The organism is Psychrobacillus sp. NPDC093180, assembly GCF_044754065.1.
Taxonomy (GTDB): Bacteria; Bacillota; Bacilli; order Bacillales_A; family Planococcaceae; genus Psychrobacillus.
The window spans coordinates 82,595-98,665 of sequence record NZ_JBIVOJ010000003.1; the positions used below are offsets into that span (position 1 = coordinate 82,595).

The 16,071-nt window shown below is 38.0% G+C and carries 18 protein-coding genes and 1 pseudogene; 17 read left to right on the forward strand and 2 right to left on the reverse strand.

The genetic code is table 11. The annotated features are described in order from the left end of the window. Nucleotides 1-61: 61 nt before the first annotated feature. Entirely contained in the window at nucleotides 62-1,591 is a 1,530-nt protein-coding gene (gene ahpF, locus ACIP9W_RS05875; protein WP_400787630.1) for an alkyl hydroperoxide reductase subunit F, read from the reverse strand. A 12-nt stretch (nucleotides 1,592-1,603) separates the two neighbouring features. Beyond that, complete coding sequence (gene ahpC / locus ACIP9W_RS05880; RefSeq protein ID WP_400787075.1) at nucleotides 1,604-2,173, reverse strand: alkyl hydroperoxide reductase subunit C; 570 nt, start codon at nucleotides 2,171-2,173, stop codon at nucleotides 1,604-1,606. A 553-nt stretch (nucleotides 2,174-2,726) separates the two neighbouring features. On the opposite strand from ahpC, the gene ACIP9W_RS05885 reads away from it, so the two are divergent. The 17 genes and pseudogenes from ACIP9W_RS05885 (at nucleotide 2,727) to ACIP9W_RS05965 (ending at nucleotide 15,237) form a co-directional block, all read left to right on the forward strand. Next, entirely contained in the window at nucleotides 2,727-3,470 is a 744-nt protein-coding gene (locus tag ACIP9W_RS05885; protein WP_400787078.1) for an IclR family transcriptional regulator, read from the forward strand. Between the two features lie 22 nt (nucleotides 3,471-3,492). Beyond that, entirely contained in the window at nucleotides 3,493-4,425 is a 933-nt protein-coding gene (locus ACIP9W_RS05890) for an aldo/keto reductase (RefSeq protein WP_400787081.1), read from the forward strand. A gap of 21 nt (nucleotides 4,426-4,446) precedes the next feature. Next, entirely contained in the window at nucleotides 4,447-5,589 is a 1,143-nt protein-coding gene (locus ACIP9W_RS05895) for an NADH-dependent flavin oxidoreductase (protein ID WP_400787084.1), read from the forward strand. A 204-nt stretch (nucleotides 5,590-5,793) separates the two neighbouring features. Then, on the forward strand, nucleotides 5,794-6,126 hold the full coding sequence (locus ACIP9W_RS05900) for a metal-sensitive transcriptional regulator (protein ID WP_282245657.1): 333 nt from the start codon (nucleotides 5,794-5,796) through the stop codon (nucleotides 6,124-6,126). A gap of 75 nt (nucleotides 6,127-6,201) precedes the next feature. After that, entirely contained in the window at nucleotides 6,202-6,408 is a 207-nt protein-coding gene (gene copZ, locus ACIP9W_RS05905; protein WP_400787087.1) for a copper chaperone CopZ, read from the forward strand. 71 nt (nucleotides 6,409-6,479) lie between these two features. Further along, a complete protein-coding gene (locus tag ACIP9W_RS05910; protein WP_400787090.1) occupies nucleotides 6,480-8,897 on the forward strand; it encodes a heavy metal translocating P-type ATPase in 2,418 nt (805 codons plus the stop codon). Nucleotides 8,898-9,064: 167 nt separating this feature from the next. Further along, nucleotides 9,065-9,628 (forward strand): beta-class carbonic anhydrase, encoded by a 564-nt coding sequence (locus tag ACIP9W_RS05915; RefSeq protein WP_400787093.1) that lies wholly within the window; start codon nucleotides 9,065-9,067, stop codon nucleotides 9,626-9,628. A 526-nt stretch (nucleotides 9,629-10,154) separates the two neighbouring features. Then, nucleotides 10,155-10,415, forward strand: a complete 261-nt coding sequence (locus ACIP9W_RS05920) for a metal-sensitive transcriptional regulator (RefSeq protein ID WP_400787096.1) — start codon at nucleotides 10,155-10,157, stop codon at nucleotides 10,413-10,415. A 78-nt stretch (nucleotides 10,416-10,493) separates the two neighbouring features. Then, nucleotides 10,494-10,721: a sulfurtransferase TusA family protein gene (locus ACIP9W_RS05925; RefSeq protein ID WP_400787099.1), complete on the forward strand. Its 228-nt coding sequence runs from the start codon at nucleotides 10,494-10,496 to the stop codon at nucleotides 10,719-10,721. A 70-nt stretch (nucleotides 10,722-10,791) separates the two neighbouring features. After that, entirely contained in the window at nucleotides 10,792-11,154 is a 363-nt protein-coding gene (locus tag ACIP9W_RS05930; RefSeq protein ID WP_400787102.1) for a rhodanese-like domain-containing protein, read from the forward strand. Between the two features lie 19 nt (nucleotides 11,155-11,173). Beyond that, a complete protein-coding gene (locus tag ACIP9W_RS05935) occupies nucleotides 11,174-11,470 on the forward strand; it encodes a rhodanese-like domain-containing protein (RefSeq protein WP_400787105.1) in 297 nt (98 codons plus the stop codon). A gap of 48 nt (nucleotides 11,471-11,518) precedes the next feature. Then, a pseudogene (locus tag ACIP9W_RS05940) lies at nucleotides 11,519-11,659 on the forward strand (glutaredoxin family protein); the annotation flags it as partial. After that, complete coding sequence (locus ACIP9W_RS05945) at nucleotides 11,652-12,047, forward strand: DsrE/DsrF/DrsH-like family protein (RefSeq protein WP_400787108.1); 396 nt, start codon at nucleotides 11,652-11,654, stop codon at nucleotides 12,045-12,047. The pseudogene ACIP9W_RS05940 and the gene ACIP9W_RS05945, both read left to right, overlap by 8 nt. 177 nt (nucleotides 12,048-12,224) lie before the next feature. Continuing rightward, nucleotides 12,225-13,352, forward strand: coding sequence for an MBL fold metallo-hydrolase (locus tag ACIP9W_RS05950; RefSeq protein WP_400787111.1), 1,128 nt, complete (start codon nucleotides 12,225-12,227; stop codon nucleotides 13,350-13,352). A 51-nt stretch (nucleotides 13,353-13,403) separates the two neighbouring features. Beyond that, nucleotides 13,404-14,180 carry a sulfite exporter TauE/SafE family protein gene (locus ACIP9W_RS05955; RefSeq protein WP_400787113.1) on the forward strand — a complete coding sequence of 259 codons (777 nt, stop codon included), beginning with the start codon at nucleotides 13,404-13,406 and terminating at the stop codon, nucleotides 14,178-14,180. A 61-nt stretch (nucleotides 14,181-14,241) separates the two neighbouring features. Beyond that, complete coding sequence (locus tag ACIP9W_RS05960; RefSeq protein WP_400787116.1) at nucleotides 14,242-14,577, forward strand: thioredoxin family protein; 336 nt, start codon at nucleotides 14,242-14,244, stop codon at nucleotides 14,575-14,577. A gap of 48 nt (nucleotides 14,578-14,625) precedes the next feature. Then, the gene (locus tag ACIP9W_RS05965) at nucleotides 14,626-15,237 is read left to right on the forward strand and encodes an SAM-dependent methyltransferase (RefSeq protein ID WP_400787119.1); all 612 of its coding nucleotides are present in this window, start codon (nucleotides 14,626-14,628) and stop codon (nucleotides 15,235-15,237) included. Nucleotides 15,238-16,071: the final 834 nt, after the last annotated feature.

Consider the following 16,071-nt stretch of genomic DNA (forward strand, 5'->3'; position numbering starts at 1 on the left):
TTTGTTTGTGCACAAAAAAGGAACAGGCTCATTTTAGCCTGTTCCTTTACCTGTTTATTCATTAATTTCGAACTAGATAATCGAATGCACCTAAAGCAGCGGTCGCACCTGAACCCATCGAAATGATAATCTGTTTATAAGCGCTATCTGTGCAGTCTCCTGCAGCAAATACACCTGGCACGTTTGTTGCGCCACGCTTATCGACAACGATTTCTCCAAATTTCGTACGTTCAACTGCGTCACCTAGCCATTCCGTACTCGGCACAAGACCGATTTGAACAAATACGCCAGCTAGTTCAACATGCTTTTCTTCACCTGTTTCACGCTCAATGTAAGTTACACCGTTTACGCTATCAGTACCGGTAATTTCTTTCGTTTGAACGTTTTTTAGAACCGTAACATTAGACAAGCTATAAAGACGTTCTTGTAAAACAGAATCGGCTTTTAACTCAGGCATAAATTCAAGAACAGTTACATGGTTTACAATTCCTGCAAGGTCAATCGCTGCCTCGATACCGGAATTACCTCCACCAATAACAGCAACATCTTTACCTGCAAATAATGGGCCATCACAATGAGGGCAATATGCGACGCCTTTGTTTTTAAACTCAGCCTCGCCAGGTACACCAACATTGCGCCAACGCGCTCCTGTTGAAAGGATAACGGTTTTACTCTTTAGAACAGCACCATTCTCCAGTTCAATTTCGACTAAATCTTTCTTCTCCAAACGTTTTGCACGCTGTAAGTTCATCACATCGACATTGTACTCTTTAACGTGTTCCTCAAGACTTGAAGCAAGTTTTGGACCTTCCGTATGTTTAACACTAATGAAGTTTTCAATCGAAGCTGTATCTAAAATCTGACCACCGAAACGATCGGCAACAATCCCAGTACGAATGCCTTTACGTGCTGCATAAACAGCTGCACTTGCACCCGCAGGCCCACCGCCGATAACTAGTACATCATACGGATCTTTATCCGCGAACTCTGATGCATCTGGACCGCTTCCCAGTTTTGCTAGAATTTCTTCGACAGACATACGACCGCTAGAGAATGATTCTCCATTTAATAATACAGTCGGAACAGCCATGATGTTTTTGCTTTCCACTTCATCTTTAAACGCTGCCCCATCAATCATCGTATGCGTTATGTTAGGGTTTAACACGCTCATTAGGTTAAGTGCTTGTACAACTTCCGGACAGTTTTGACAGCTTAAACTAATATACGATTCGAAGTGATAAGTTCCCTCAAGATTTTTCACTTGCGCGATCACTTTCTCATCGACTTTAGGGGCTCTGCCACTTACTTGTAATAAAGCGAGAACGAATGAAGTGAACTCATGTCCTAGTGGTATACCAGCAAAAACAACGCCAGTATCTTCACCAATACGATTAACACTAAAGCTTGGTGTTCTTTCTAAGTCTACCATTTCTACTTTAATGCGGGATGACATCGTGGCTAACTCATCCACTAGTGATGCCATTTCACGCGATACTTTATCTTCTCCAGCGCTAACTTTTAGTAGCACATCGCCCTCCATCAATTCAAGATATTGGGCTAATTGGGCTTTTATATCTGCGTCTAGCATAATTCTATCTACTCCTTAAATTTTCCCTACAAGGTCAAGGCTTGGTTTAAGTGTTTCTTCGCCTTCTTTCCATTTTGCTGGGCAAACCTCACCTGGATTGTTGCGAACATATTGTGCTGCTTTGATTTTATCAACTAGGATGCTTGCGTCACGACCAATGCCATCTGCATTGATTTCAGCTGCTTGAACGATTCCGTCTGGATCGATGATGAATGTACCACGTTGTGCAAGACCTGCTTCTTCGTCAAGTACATCAAAGTTGCGTGAAATAGTTTGTGCAGGGTCACCGATCATAATGTATTCCAGTTTGCTAATTGCATCTGAATGATCATGCCATGCTTTATGTGTAAAATGTGTGTCCGTTGAAACAGAATATACTTCAACGCCAAGATCTTTTAGTGTCGCATATTGATCTTGAAGATCTCCAAGTTCAGTAGGGCAAACGAATGTAAAATCTGCTGGGTAAAAGCAAACAACACTCCATTGACCTTTTAGGTTTTCTTGAGAAACCTCGATAAATTCACCGTTACCGCTATTAAAAGCTGAAGATTTGAATGGTAATATTTCTTTTCCTATTAAAGACATAATTAATATTCCTCCTAGTGTGTTTTTGTACATAGTTAGTTTAGGTTATATAGTCCAGTCCTAAACGGCAGCAATAATAAAAAATACTGCATCTTAACTATAATAATTATAATTACATAATTATTGTCGTATAAGTGTTCCTTTTTGTCAATAAAAATGCCCTGATTAATCATGGAGATTATTAGTTAGTACTTATGTTTATAATAGATGTATTAATGAAATGTATAATGTTATTTATTTTTATACACTCCATAAAGAAAGAAATTAAGTTTTAATTCCATCAATATATTCTCAATTGTACTGATAAATTCTCAATTACAGAGTATTCAGTTAATTGGAAGCGATTACTGGTACTTTTTCAAATAGGCAATGTAGGGTGCTAGAATAACTGAGAATAATTCATTCCAAATAATGGGTTTTTACAATCAATACCCAAAAAACAATCTTTCTAAATAAAGAATTGAAACTTGTTTCAAATAATGAAACAAAGTGTCGAGTTGTTGTATCGCAGAAAACGGTAACTTAAGATGATGTCAGAGAAGAGGTGAATGGGATGGGTAAATATGAAGTTTCAACGTTAAAAAAAGGGCTTCAAATATTAGATTTACTGCAGGAAGAAGAATTTCTAACATTAACAGAAATCACAAAGGCTCTAGATATAAATAAAACAACGGCTTTCCGGTTGCTAAGCACCTTGGAGAATATGAATTATATTAGCAAAAAAGACAGGTATTTTATGCGAAATGTTGAAAAGTTTCGAATAGATGGAAGGAAACGCGCCATTGACTGGCTCACACTACGAACTCCTTACCAATTGGGGGTAAGTGAAGCTGAAGGTATATATATTGGGGAATTGGAAGGAACAGACGTGGTGATGAGGCAAATGATCAAACCTCCCTTTAGGGAACCACACCATTCAGAAATTGGAGATCGTTCACCGTCCCATATAAGTGCGCTAGGTAAAGTAATCTTGGCCAATTTAAAATTAGCTAAACAGCAAGAAGCTTTTGCTTGCCTTCCGTTTCACCAAGCCACAGACAATACATTTAATGATAAAGAAATGTTTGCTCACCATTTGGAAGTGATAAAAAGCCAGGGGTTTGCGATTGATGACGAAGAACGATTCGTGGGGGTACGTTGCATTGCTGCTCCTGTATTCCATAAAGATTATGTCATTGCAGCGGTCGCAATAGCCGGTCCTGTAGACAAGATGAAAAAGTCTATATTAAGAGGTTTAACAAATAAGGTTGTAACGGTAAGTAAAGAAATAACAAAAGAACTAAACATTCGATATTAAAATTGCGAAGAGGAGATTCATTATGAATACCAAAAAACAAATTGGCAAATCAGGAATTTATATTAATCCAATCGGTCTTGGCACTAACGCGGTAGGGGGACATAATCTTTATCCGAATTTAGATGAAGAAGCAGGAAAAGAGCTTGTACGAGTAGCGATTGAAAATGGAGTCAACTTCATTGATACAGCTTATTTATATGGGCCAGGCAGATCAGAGGAATTAGTTGGAGAAGTTCTAAAGGAAACTGGAAAACGAGAAAACATTGTACTTGCGACGAAAGGATCTCCTAAGTTTGTAGGACAGGAATTGCAAAATGACAATACACCAGCCTTTTTAAAACAGGCAGTAGAAGATAGCTTGAAACGTCTGCAAACCGACTATATCGACTTATTCTATATTCATTATCCAGATGGGGTTACACCGGGATATGAAGCGGTTGGCACTTTAAAAGAATTAAAAGATCAAGGGAAAATCAGAGCAATCGGCTTATCTAATTTTTCGTTGGATCAGTTAAAAGAAGCAAATAGAGACGGCTATGTGGATGTGTATCAAGGAGAATATAATCTACTACAACGATCAGCTGAAAAAGAAATTCTGCCATATACTGCTGAACAAAATATTTCATTTATTCCATTTTTTCCACTTGCCTCAGGTTTGTTAGCAGGGAAATATAATAAAGAAATGACATTCAATGACTTACGTGCCAACATGCCGCATCTTCAAGGAGAGGAATTTGAAAAGAATCTGGCAAAAGTAGAACAACTCCGTGAGATTGCGCATGCAAAACAGGCTGAAGTGGCGCATGTCGTTCTAGCGTGGTATTTAACTCGTGACTCGATTGATGCTGTTATCCCAGGTGCTAAACGCGCAGATCAAGTGCTTAACAATTTAAAAACACTAGATGTTCAATTAACAGAAAACGAAATTGCTAAGATTGACAGTATTTTTCGCTAAATGAAGGAGAGAAAGTCTGCAATGAAAGAGTTATACAAACCATTGTTTGAACCGTTTACTTTAAAGAATGGCGTTCAGTTAAAAAATCGAATTGTCATGCCACCGATGACCACCTTTTCTGCAAATCCGGATGATACTGCCTCAGATGCTGAGTTAGCATACTATGCGGCTCGTTCGAATGGACCGGGTATGGTCATTACAGCGTGTGCGTATGTACAGGCAAATGGAAAAGGCTTTGAAGGTCAGTTCGCAGCTGATCGGGATGAGATGATTCCTAGTCTGAGAAGAGTTGCATCTTCTATAAAAGAAAAAGGGGCGAAAGCTGTACTACAACTTTATCATGGTGGAAGATTGGCTGTACCACATCTAATTCCAAATGGAGAAACAGTAAGTGCAAGCAGTGTTGCTCCATTACTTGATAGAGGTTTTTACAGTATTGATGCAACCCCTCGTAGCTTGAGTGAAGAAGAAGTTTTAGAGCTCATTCAAGCTTTTGGAGAAGCGACTCGTCGCGCTATAGAGGCTGGTTTCGATGGGGTGGAATTGCACGGTGCGAGCGGGTATATTATTCAACAATTCTATTCTCCTCATTCTAATACGCGAACAGACCGCTTTGGAGGTAGTGTTGCAAAGAGGCTCTCATTCCCGCTTGCAGTTATAGAAGAAGTAAAAGCCTCTGTTGCTAAGTATGCAAAAAATCCATTTATATTAGGCTATCGTCTATCTCCTGAAGAACCAGAAACACCAGGAATAACGATGGCTGAAACTTTTACTCTTTTAGATGCACTAGTCGAGGCGAAAGTAGATTATATTCATATGGCATTAAATGATTTATGGTCGAAGCCTCGTCGTGGCGTGGAAAGCAATCGTTCACGAGTGGAACTCATCCAAGAATATATTGGAAACAGGGCTCCTATCATAGGGGTAGGCTCTATTCACACACCTGAACAAGCATTACAAGCACTCGAACAAACTGGTATTCCGCTCATCGCTTTAGGAAGAGAACTTATAATGGAACCTGAATGGGTAGCAAAAGTGGGACAAGGAAAAGAAAACGATATCAAAACGACAATAAGTCCAAATGATCAAGCGCGTCTCCAAGTACCAGATCCACTTTGGGAACTCATGATGACAGTACCAGGTTGGTTCCCTGTTAAAAATTAATAAAATTCATAATGCTAATTTGTCCCTAGAAGTTGAAATATAACTGGGGACATTTTTTATTCACTACAGGCTCGTTTACAAAATCATTTAACCTCACTTATAGGGCTCTAGCAATTACAACGAATCTTTTAAAAAATAGAACTCCAAGCTTTACATACCCCCTAAAGGTATGTTAGAGTGTAATCAAGATAGGAGGTTAAACAGATGGAAAACTTAGTGGAGGAAGTAGCTTGCCATAAAGAAGAGGTTACCTCATGTCGAAAAAGTCATCATCCAGAACATGTGAAAAATAATTTAACAACTCGATTGAATCGAATTGAGGGTCAAATTCGTGGTATTAAAGGCATGATTGAAAAAGATGTTTACTGTGATGATGTGATTACTCAACTGTCTGCTACACAATCTGCGTTAAATAGTGTTGCCAAAATTCTATTAGAAGGTCACTTAAAAGGTTGTGTCGTCGATCGCCTTTCAGAAGGTGATGAAGAAGTATTAGACGAATTAGTAGTGACGATTCAAAAGCTCATGAAAAAATAAAAAGAATAGTGACTATTTTTTTAATTGATATATACCCCCATAGTGTATAAGGGAAATACAAAAGGAGAGAAAAAAATGAAAAATATAACATTAGAAGTACAGGGTATGTCTTGTGGACATTGTGTAAATGCAGTCGAGGGAAGCGTTGGTAAATTAGCAGGAGTAGAACAAGTAAAGGTTAACCTAGCGGATGCTCAAGTCGATGTGGCATTTGATGAATCGCAAGTAACGCTTGATACTATTAAAGAAACGATTGAAGATCAAGGATATGAGGTAGAATAAAGAGTGCTATTTAAAGCACTCTCTCATTTTCAACAAAGCATACCCCTATTAGGTATAAGGAGGTAAACATCATGAGTATAGAAGTAAAAGAATCAAGTATACAAATTACTGGAATGACTTGTGCGGCATGTGCAATCCGTATAGAAAAAGGGCTAAATAAAATGGAAGGTGTCGAGCAAGCAACAGTCAATTTAGCATTAGAAAAATCATCGATTAAATATGACCCGTCCAAACTGAATGCAGTAGATTTCGAAAAGAAAATTGAAGCACTTGGTTATGGTGTGGTGAAAGAAAAAGCAGAGTTTGAAATTACAGGAATGACTTGTGCTGCGTGTTCTACTCGTATTGAAAAAGGATTAAAGAAAATGGAAGGTGTAGCATTAGCAAATGTTAATTTAGCGCTTGAAAAAGCAACAATCGAATTTAATCCATCAGAAGTAACAATTGCGGACATTATTGCGAAGGTAGAGAAGCTTGGTTACGGTGCACAACAAAAGCAGGAAGACAAAGAACAGGTAGATCACCGTGAAAAGCACATTAAAGATCAACAACGTAAATTCATTGTTTCTGCAATTTTATCGCTTCCGCTATTATGGACGATGGTAGGTCATTTTTCTTTTACATCGTTTTTATATGTGCCAGACATCTTGATGAATCCATGGTTTCAAATGTTATTGGCAACACCTGTTCAATTTATAATAGGAAAACAGTTTTATGTGGGAGCTTATAAGGCACTTCGTAATGGTAGTGCCAATATGGATGTACTTGTGGTGATGGGTACTTCAGCTGCTTATTTTTATAGTGTATATCAAGCGATTGTAACAGCGGGTACACATCATGGTCCACATTTATATTTTGAAACGAGTGCAGTTTTAATCACGCTTATTCTTTTAGGTAAATTATTTGAGGCAAAAGCTAAAGGACGTTCCTCTGAAGCGATTAAAAAATTGATGGGACTTCAAGCAAAAACAGCAGTCGTTTCACGGGATGGTATTGAAAAGGAGATACCTTTAGCAGAAGTGATGATTGGAGATACAATTCTAGTCAAACCCGGTGAAAAAATTCCCGTTGATGGAGAAGTATTAGAAGGAACTTCAGCCGTTGATGAATCCATGTTAACAGGCGAAAGTTTACCAGTCGATAAAAAAACCGGCGACGTCTTATACGGGTCGACGATTAATAAAAATGGTTTTATCAAAATGAAAGCTACAAAAGTTGGTCGTGACACAGCATTGGCTCAAATTATTAAAGTTGTAGAGGATGCACAGGGATCAAAAGCACCAATCCAACGTATGGCGGATCAAATTTCAGGTATTTTTGTACCGATTGTAGTAGGAATTGCGATTCTCACTTTCCTAGTTTGGATCATTTGGGTTAAGCCAGGGGAATTTACACCGGCACTGGAAGTGTTAATCGCAGTGTTAGTTATCGCTTGTCCATGTGCCCTTGGTTTAGCGACACCAACTTCTATTATGGCAGGTAGTGGTCGTGCGGCGGAATTTGGAATTCTATTCAAAGGCGGCGAGCACTTAGAACAAACACAAAGTATTGATACCGTCGTTGTAGATAAAACGGGTACTGTAACACATGGTAAACCTGTATTAACTGATGTTTTAGTAGTAGATCATCAAGACGAAGAGAAATTTTTATCATTGATTGGTGCAGCAGAAAAACAATCCGAGCATCCATTAGCACAAGCAATCGTTCAAGGGATTGGGGAAAAAGGTATTGAACTTGGTGACGTCCAATTCTTCGAAGCGATTCCAGGTTATGGTGTGCAAGCTACTGTTTCTGGCCAAGGGGTTGTCATTGGCACACGTAAGCTCATGCAGCAATATGGCATCGATATTACAGCAGTTCTTCCAGCGATGGAGAAATTAGAAAGTGACGGAAAAACAGCGATGTTAGCTGGAATTAATGGACAGTATGCAGGGATGATTGCCGTAGCAGATACAATCAAAGACACATCCGTGGAAGCTGTACGTCGTTTAAAAGAAATGGGTATTAAAGTCATCATGATGACAGGTGATAATAAGCGTACAGCACAAGCTATTGGGAAAGAGGTAGGCGTTGACGCAGTGATTGCAGAAGTTCTTCCAGAAGGTAAAGCAGAAGAGGTGAAGAAACTGCAAGCGACCGGTAAAAAAGTAGCCATGGTCGGTGATGGTATTAATGACGCTCCAGCACTAGCTACAGCTGATATTGGAATGGCTATTGGTACAGGGACAGACGTTGCAATGGAAGCCGCTGATGTAACGCTAATCCGTGGGGATTTAAATAGTATTGCAGATGCAATTTTAATGAGTCGCAAAACAATGCGCAATATTAAACAAAACCTATTCTGGGCATTTGGCTACAATACACTTGGTATTCCGATTGCAGCCATCGGGTTACTCGCTCCATGGGTTGCAGGGGCAGCAATGGCATTTAGTTCTGTATCAGTCGTATTAAATGCTTTACGTTTACAAAGAGTGAAATTAGAAAAATAATTATTTAACTATAGAGTGAACGGTGTCTACACTGTTTACTCTATAGATTACATATTACTCCATGTAAATTCAGAGGCTTCTATATATAAGAACAATTGGAATTATTGTATATTGAATATAAAAGAAAGATATGAAATAATTTTATAAACTATTGAGGAGTGATATAAATGACATTAATTTCTGAGATTCTTGAATACAATAAACAATTTGTTGAAGATAAAGAATATGAAAAATATAAAACGACCAAATTTCCTAATAAAAAAATGGTGATTCTTACTTGTATGGATACCCGTCTTGTGGAATTATTGCCCAAAGCAATGAACGTAAAAAATGGTGACATCAAGCTTATTAAAAATGCAGGAGCAATTGTGTCGCATCCATTTGGAAGTGTTATGCGAAGTATATTAGTTGCCGTTTATGAGCTTGGTGCAAAAGAAGTCGCGATCGTGGGACATCATGGTTGTGGAATGAATGGGTTAGAGCCTAATTCTTTCTTAGAAAAATGTAAGGAAGGCGGATTAGATGAAACCGTCCTACCAACCTTAATGAATGCAGGTATTGACGTTAAAAGCTGGTTAACAGGATTTCAATCAGTTGAAGAAAGTGTCGAACAAAGCGTTAATATGGTCAAGAATCATCCGATGTTTCCCAAACACATAAGTGTCCATGGGCTTGTAATCTGCCCGGAAACAGGAAAGTTGGATATAGTAGTAGACGGTTATGAGAATTAATTGATTGTAATGATGTTTTTGCATTCATCGATTTTAAACGAGGAATTCTGTTTTTAAAGAGGAGATTTTAATCTCCACAAAAAAGATAAGGATGCACACTTTGTAGATCTTTTATCACATGGAAATACTTATATCAAACGACCTCATTGAGTGTAATGAATAAAGACTGTCCAGAAAAAATAACATCTGGGCAGTCTTTTACATTTAAATGTACATCATGAGTTGTTAGGATTTATATAGTAAATCTCCCGAGAATTCTAAAGCACAATACATACCGTCTAGGGTACCGATGAATGCTTAATGAACTTGTTCGGCTGAAACTGCCTTACCTGAAAAAAGTTTTGCGTTAGAAGTAGCTTGATATATTTAAAAACATTATCTAAGGAAAATATTAGATGATTTCTGGAAGGCTTATGTCCTCAATAAGTAGTGTGTAAGAATAGAGTATGATTAGTTGACAACATACCAGAGAGGGTATATCATACTGCATGTCAGTAATTTTATGATTCAAAGGGAGGGGATTTCCGTGGATTACAATGATCAAATGAAAAATAGAGTCAAGCGCATGGAAGGCCAACTGCGAGGGATTTTGAAAATGATGGAAGAAGACAAGGATTGTAAAGAGGTCATCACACAGTTGTCAGCTGTTCGATCAGCAGTAGACAGAACGATAGGTGTGATAGTGAGTTCAAACTTAGTTGAATGTGTTCAAGATGCTGGGGCAGATGGAGAAAAAACAGACCAACTAATTAAAGAAGCTGTCAACTTGCTTGTAAAAAGCAGATGAAACTTAAGGGTTGACATCTTTTTTTTCTTCCATTAATATACCCATAGGGGTAATTGTAAAGGGAAAGGAGGAACAAAAATGAATGTTGATAAAGTATTAGATGTAAAAGGATTAGCATGCCCAATGCCAATCGTAAAAAGTAAAATGGCCATAAATGAACTGGAAGCAGGTCAATTACTAGAGGTTCACACAACAGATAAGGGAGCCAAAAATGACTTTCCAGCCTGGGCTAAATCTGGTGGACACGAGCTTCTGAAACATGAGGAAGAAAATGATGTATTAAAGTTTTGGATTAAAAAGGGTTAATTCTATTTTTTTATAAAAATAAATACCCCTATCAGTATATAAATGATATTTATTTAAGGTGGTAAAAAATTTGGAATATGTAACATACATCATTATTGCGCTTTTCTTGGTTTTCATTTTACAGCGTGCTCTACCAACAAAAGGTGTGAGACAACTATCAACAACCGATTTAAATGGAGAGTTAGGTAACAAGGAAAAGCAATTTGTTGATGTTCGAACATCTGGTGAATTTAAAGGCAATCATATCAAAGGCTTTAAAAATATTCCTCTCCATCAACTTTCTCAGAAAGCGGATAAGGAGCTTTCAAAGGAAAAAGAAGTGATTATCATTTGTCAAAGTGGGATGAGAAGCCAAAAAGCGACTAAGATACTAAAAAAAATGGGCTTCACAAAAGTAACAAATGTAAAAGGTGGCATGAGCACCTGGAGATAATAGAATAGGGGGACTTAAAATGAAAGAAATGACTGCAAAAGAAGTGGAGTCTTTAATAAATGAAGGGAAGCTATTAAATATCATCGACGTACGTGAGGTAGATGAAGTAGCAGAAGGAAAAATTCCAAGAGCAATAAACATTCCACTAGGATTAGTTGAGTTTCGTATGCATGAATTAGATAAGTCAAAAGAATATATCATGGTTTGTCGTTCAGGAGGAAGAAGTGGCCGTGCAACAGAATTTCTTGAAGACCAAGGTTATAACGTGATCAATATGCAAGGTGGCATGCTTTCTTGGGAAGGCAAGGAAGAATAAATTTTTTTTGAATTTTATATACCCCTGACGGTATTTGATTGACGACAACCTGAAGTTATGCAACGACTTGTAAAAACAACAGGACAAATGGGTGTTCCTCAAACTGAAGTGAATGGTCAATGGATTGTAGGCTTTGATCCAAACAATATCATGATTGCATTAAGAAATGGAGGAAAAGTAGATGAATAATAAAGTAGCAATTATCGCAAGTAATGGTGGATTATTTGATGCATACAAAGTGTTTAATATCGCAACTGTAGCTGCTGCAACAGATCAAGAAGTAGCTATTTTCTTTACATTTGAGGGTTTGAACTTAATTCATCAAGAGGCATATCAGCAACTTCCAATGCCAGAAGGAAAAGAGCATTTTGCAGAAGGATTTACAAAAGCCAATGTTCCGGCTATCCCGGATTTAGTAGCAATGGCAAAAGAGATGGGTGTTACATTCATTGGCTGCCAAATGACAATGGATGTTATGGAATTAGATAAAGAGAACTTTATTGATGGAATTGAAGTAGGCGGAGCTGTTACATTTTTAGAGTTTGCTAAAGACGCGGACGTAACATTGACATTTTAACCTGACTTAACAAATGTTTATTACGACGAGCTTGTACAGGAGCAGATAAGGTGCGGAGTCGGAAATTTATTGAAAATAGCAGACGTTATTATTGAAGTACAAGGTAAATTTTCTTTGAAGATGTTACATCGACTTTTTAATTTTTTTATAAATAAATATACCATAGGGGGTAAAAGTATGACTGTGAATACCATGACTTCAAAAGAGGTAACAAAAAAAGTATTTAACAAAGAAGAGCTATTTATTTTAGATGTGCGGAATGAAAGTGATTTCGCAGATTGGAAAATCGAAGGGGAAAACTTTGATTATTTAAATGTACCATATTTTGAATTACTTGATGGTGTGGAAGGGATTTTGGCTAAGATTCCTTCTGATAAAGATGTACTTGTTGTTTGTGCCAAAGGGCGCTCGTCTATGGTAGTGGCAGAGATGCTTTCAGCAGCAGGACTTTTAGTTTCTTCCCTAACGGGTGGAATGAGTGCATGGAGTGAACATATAGAACCTGTAAAAATTGGGGATCTAAAAGATGGGGGAGAAATTTATCAGTTTGTACGAATTGGTAAGGGATGCTTGTCTTATATGATCCTCTCAAACGGTGAGGCTGCCATTATTGATGCGGCAAGAATGACGAATGTCTATCTGGATTTTGCAAATCGTATTGGGGCAAAAATTACCCATATTTTCGATACGCATCTACATGCCGACCATATTTCTGGTGGGAGACAACTTGCTGAAAAAACAAACGCAATATACTTGCTTCCACCAAAAGACGCTGTGGATGTTACCTTTGAATATGAACCATTAGAAGATGGAGATGTAGTGACAATTGGTAATGCTTCTATAAATATTCATGCGTTATATTCTCCAGGACATACAATTGGATCAACGTCTTTTGTTGTGGACGAAAAGTTCTTATTATCAGGAGATATATTATTTATTGATTCCATTGGAAGACCAGACTTAGCTGGGTTAGCCGAGGACTGGGTTGGAGATCTAAGAGAAAGTCTATACACGAGATACAAAGAGTTATCTGGGGAACTAATCATTCTACCAGCACACTTTATGATTATAGATGAATTAAACGCAGATGGTAGTGTATCTGAAAAGTTAAGTACGCTCTATGAAACAAATCATGGGCTAAACATTGAGGATGAAAATGAATTTACAAAAATGGTGACTGAAAATTTACCGCCACAGCCAAATGCATATCAAGATATTCGTGAAATGAATATGGGGAGAAAGAGCACTGATGAAGAAACGCAACGTGAAATGGAAATTGGACCAAATCGTTGTGCAGTTCGATAAGGAAATTAAAAAGGGAGCTATTGTAGCTTCCCTTTTTAGTAGGAGGTTAAAATGGATATAAGCTTTATTGCTATCATCTTCTTCATAGGATTAATAGGCTCATTTATTTCGGGAATGTTAGGAATAGGTGGATCCATTATTAATTTTCCTATGTTGTTGTATATCCCTTCAGCACTTGGCATTGCTCATTTTACAGCCCATGAAGTGTCGGGAATAACTGCAATTCAAGTATTTTTTGCGACAATCGGTGGTGTCATTGCCTATCGTAAAGGTGAATTATTAAATAAAAAACTGATTGCTTACATGGGTGTTAGTATTTTAATTGGTAGTTTCATTGGAGGATTGAGCTCCACACAGATTCCTGAAAGCGGAATTAATATAGTCTATGGAATTTTAGCGATAATTGCTGCCATCATGATGTTCATACCTAAAAAAGGACTTGATGACATACCCCTTGAGCAAATAAAGTTTAACAAATGGCTTGCCGCATTACTTGCCTTAATCGTGGGGATAGCTGCAGGAATTGTTGGTGCAGGAGGAGCGTTCTTGTTAGTGCCCATCATGCTTACTGTATTAAAAATACCAACACGAATGACGATTGCTTCCTCCTTGGCAATCACCCTTATTTCATCACTAGGTGCCATTAGCGGAAAAGTGTCAACCGGCCAAGTAGAATTCTTACCATCAGTTATCATGGTGATTGCCAGTTTAATTGCTGCACCACTTGGGGCAATGACTGGGAAAAAGTTAAATACAAAAGTGTTACAGATAATTTTAGCTGTATTAATATTTGTAACTGCAGTGAAGATTTGGTTAGATATATTATAATGTCGCTGACTTGAACAAACTGTATCACAAAATTAATACTATGAAAACGAAAGGAGAAGATATGATTACATTAACATCGCTCACTTCAGTAGAAAAGTTTATCGAGGAACATCAATTTAGTTTCTTATATGTATCCAGAACTAATTGTGGCGTATGTCATGTTATATTGCCTCAGTTAAAGGAGTTGTTAAAAGAATTTCCACTCGTACAGCTAGGGCATATAAATGCAGACGATGTCGAGGAAATAGCTGGACGTCTTTCGATTTTTACGGTGCCTGCGCTACTTTTATTTGTAGATGGCAAAGAAATTATAAGGGAAGCCCGATTTGTTCAAATGCAATCTTTACAGGATAGGATAAGTAAAGTTTATAATATGATTGTTCAAGAAACAGACTGATGTTGTTTCATTCACTTCGCAATTATAGTTTGGAAAGGATGACATAAGATGAATCATTGGAATGCACGTTTTCAAACAGAGGATTATGTTTATGGTAAGGAACCAAATGTCTTCTTGAAAGAATTTCAACATAAATTAAATGTTTCTGGTAATGCTTTGGCCATAGCTGAAGGGGAAGGGCGAAATGCAGTTTACTTAGCTGAACAGGGAATGAACGTTACAGCTTGGGATTATGCGGAATCTGGACTTCAGAAAACAGATAAGCTTGCGGAAGAACGGGATGTAGCTGTCTCGACCGAACTGGTAGATTTAAACGAAGCAAACTGGAGTGAAGCTAAATGGGATGAAATTGTATGCATTTTTGGTCACTTTCCGACCGAGCTTCGAAAGAAAACCCTTCAAGGTGTCAAGGAGGCTTTAAAGCCCGGTGGTTATTTCCTGACAGAGGTGTATTCACATTACCAGATTCCTTATCAAAGTGGTGGACCGCAAGAACTGGATTTTCTATACAAACCAGAGGAGTTTTTGAAAGACTTTGCTGACTGGCGCATAGTTCACTTTTTCATGGGAGAGGTTGTCCGTCATGAAGGTGATAAACATAATGGACTATCACATGTAATTCAATTTGTTGGGCAGAAACCGAAAGATCAACAAAATTAAAGCAAAAATGGTTCCATATATATCTAATCTATTATAAAGGACGACTCTGAAATATGAATTAGAGTCGTTTTTTATGGTTTAGAAGATTATAAGCACTATGGTTTGTCGACCAGTATAGGGGAACTGCGCGCAGTAGTGAATTGAATAAAGAGTCCGCTGCAGGACGTAGTAAAGTTTTCATATTCCTCATTTTTGGAACAAAGGCTAAGAGCGCCACATCGTGTTGGCCTCGGCTAGAGTCGACGTCCTTCCGCTATAATCTATGCAGGATAAATCATTAAATTCCAATAAATGGTTTAACACGACATAATAAGTTGCGAACGCGACAAAGCCAAGCAAGTGGAAGCTTCTTGTAAAGTAATCCCAAATAATATTCATTCATATCGGCATCTCAGTCCAAGTAAACTTGGGTTATGAAAAATTGGTTGCTCTCAGGGGTCATTTGGTTGCTGTAAGACTACAACTAGTTGCTCTTACCAATCAGTTGGTTGCTCTTAGACTAGAGTTGGTTGCTTTCGAGATTTTTTTGATTGCCCTTAGCCATTTTTTGGAGATACTTATTTTGCGGCTACACAATTGGAAGGATTTAGTGCGGCCGCGCAAGATGCCCGCGGAAAGCGAAGCGCCGCCGTGCTAAATCCCAGTGGCCACTTTCTTCAAACTCACTAAGTCGCAGTCTCCCTATTATGTGCGACATTCCACTATTATTGCTCATTTCCATTTGCCATATTTGCCATATCCTCTATTTCCTTCATTTACTTGAAGTAAGGTTTATTGTCACTCATGAAATGGGCTTTGTCAGAGAAGCTGCCGATAGGGGAATGTTTCTAAATC

Coding starts and splice junctions, on each gene's coding strand:
- ahpC (WP_400787075.1), bottom strand. CDS start 2,173: ATGTCTTTAATAGGAAAAGAAATATTACCATTCAAATCTTCAGCTTTT.
- ACIP9W_RS05885 (WP_400787078.1), top strand. CDS start 2,727: ATGGGTAAATATGAAGTTTCAACGTTAAAAAAAGGGCTTCAAATATTA.
- ACIP9W_RS05890 (WP_400787081.1), top strand. CDS start 3,493: ATGAATACCAAAAAACAAATTGGCAAATCAGGAATTTATATTAATCCA.
- ACIP9W_RS05895 (WP_400787084.1), top strand. CDS start 4,447: ATGAAAGAGTTATACAAACCATTGTTTGAACCGTTTACTTTAAAGAAT.
- ACIP9W_RS05900 (WP_282245657.1), top strand. CDS start 5,794: ATGGAAAACTTAGTGGAGGAAGTAGCTTGCCATAAAGAAGAGGTTACC.
- copZ (WP_400787087.1), top strand. CDS start 6,202: ATGAAAAATATAACATTAGAAGTACAGGGTATGTCTTGTGGACATTGT.
- ACIP9W_RS05910 (WP_400787090.1), top strand. CDS start 6,480: ATGAGTATAGAAGTAAAAGAATCAAGTATACAAATTACTGGAATGACT.
- ACIP9W_RS05915 (WP_400787093.1), top strand. CDS start 9,065: ATGACATTAATTTCTGAGATTCTTGAATACAATAAACAATTTGTTGAA.
- ACIP9W_RS05925 (WP_400787099.1), top strand. CDS start 10,494: ATGAATGTTGATAAAGTATTAGATGTAAAAGGATTAGCATGCCCAATG.
- ACIP9W_RS05935 (WP_400787105.1), top strand. CDS start 11,174: ATGAAAGAAATGACTGCAAAAGAAGTGGAGTCTTTAATAAATGAAGGG.
- ACIP9W_RS05945 (WP_400787108.1), top strand. CDS start 11,652: ATGAATAATAAAGTAGCAATTATCGCAAGTAATGGTGGATTATTTGAT.
- ACIP9W_RS05950 (WP_400787111.1), top strand. CDS start 12,225: ATGACTGTGAATACCATGACTTCAAAAGAGGTAACAAAAAAAGTATTT.
- ACIP9W_RS05955 (WP_400787113.1), top strand. CDS start 13,404: ATGGATATAAGCTTTATTGCTATCATCTTCTTCATAGGATTAATAGGC.
- ACIP9W_RS05960 (WP_400787116.1), top strand. CDS start 14,242: ATGATTACATTAACATCGCTCACTTCAGTAGAAAAGTTTATCGAGGAA.
- ACIP9W_RS05965 (WP_400787119.1), top strand. CDS start 14,626: ATGAATCATTGGAATGCACGTTTTCAAACAGAGGATTATGTTTATGGT.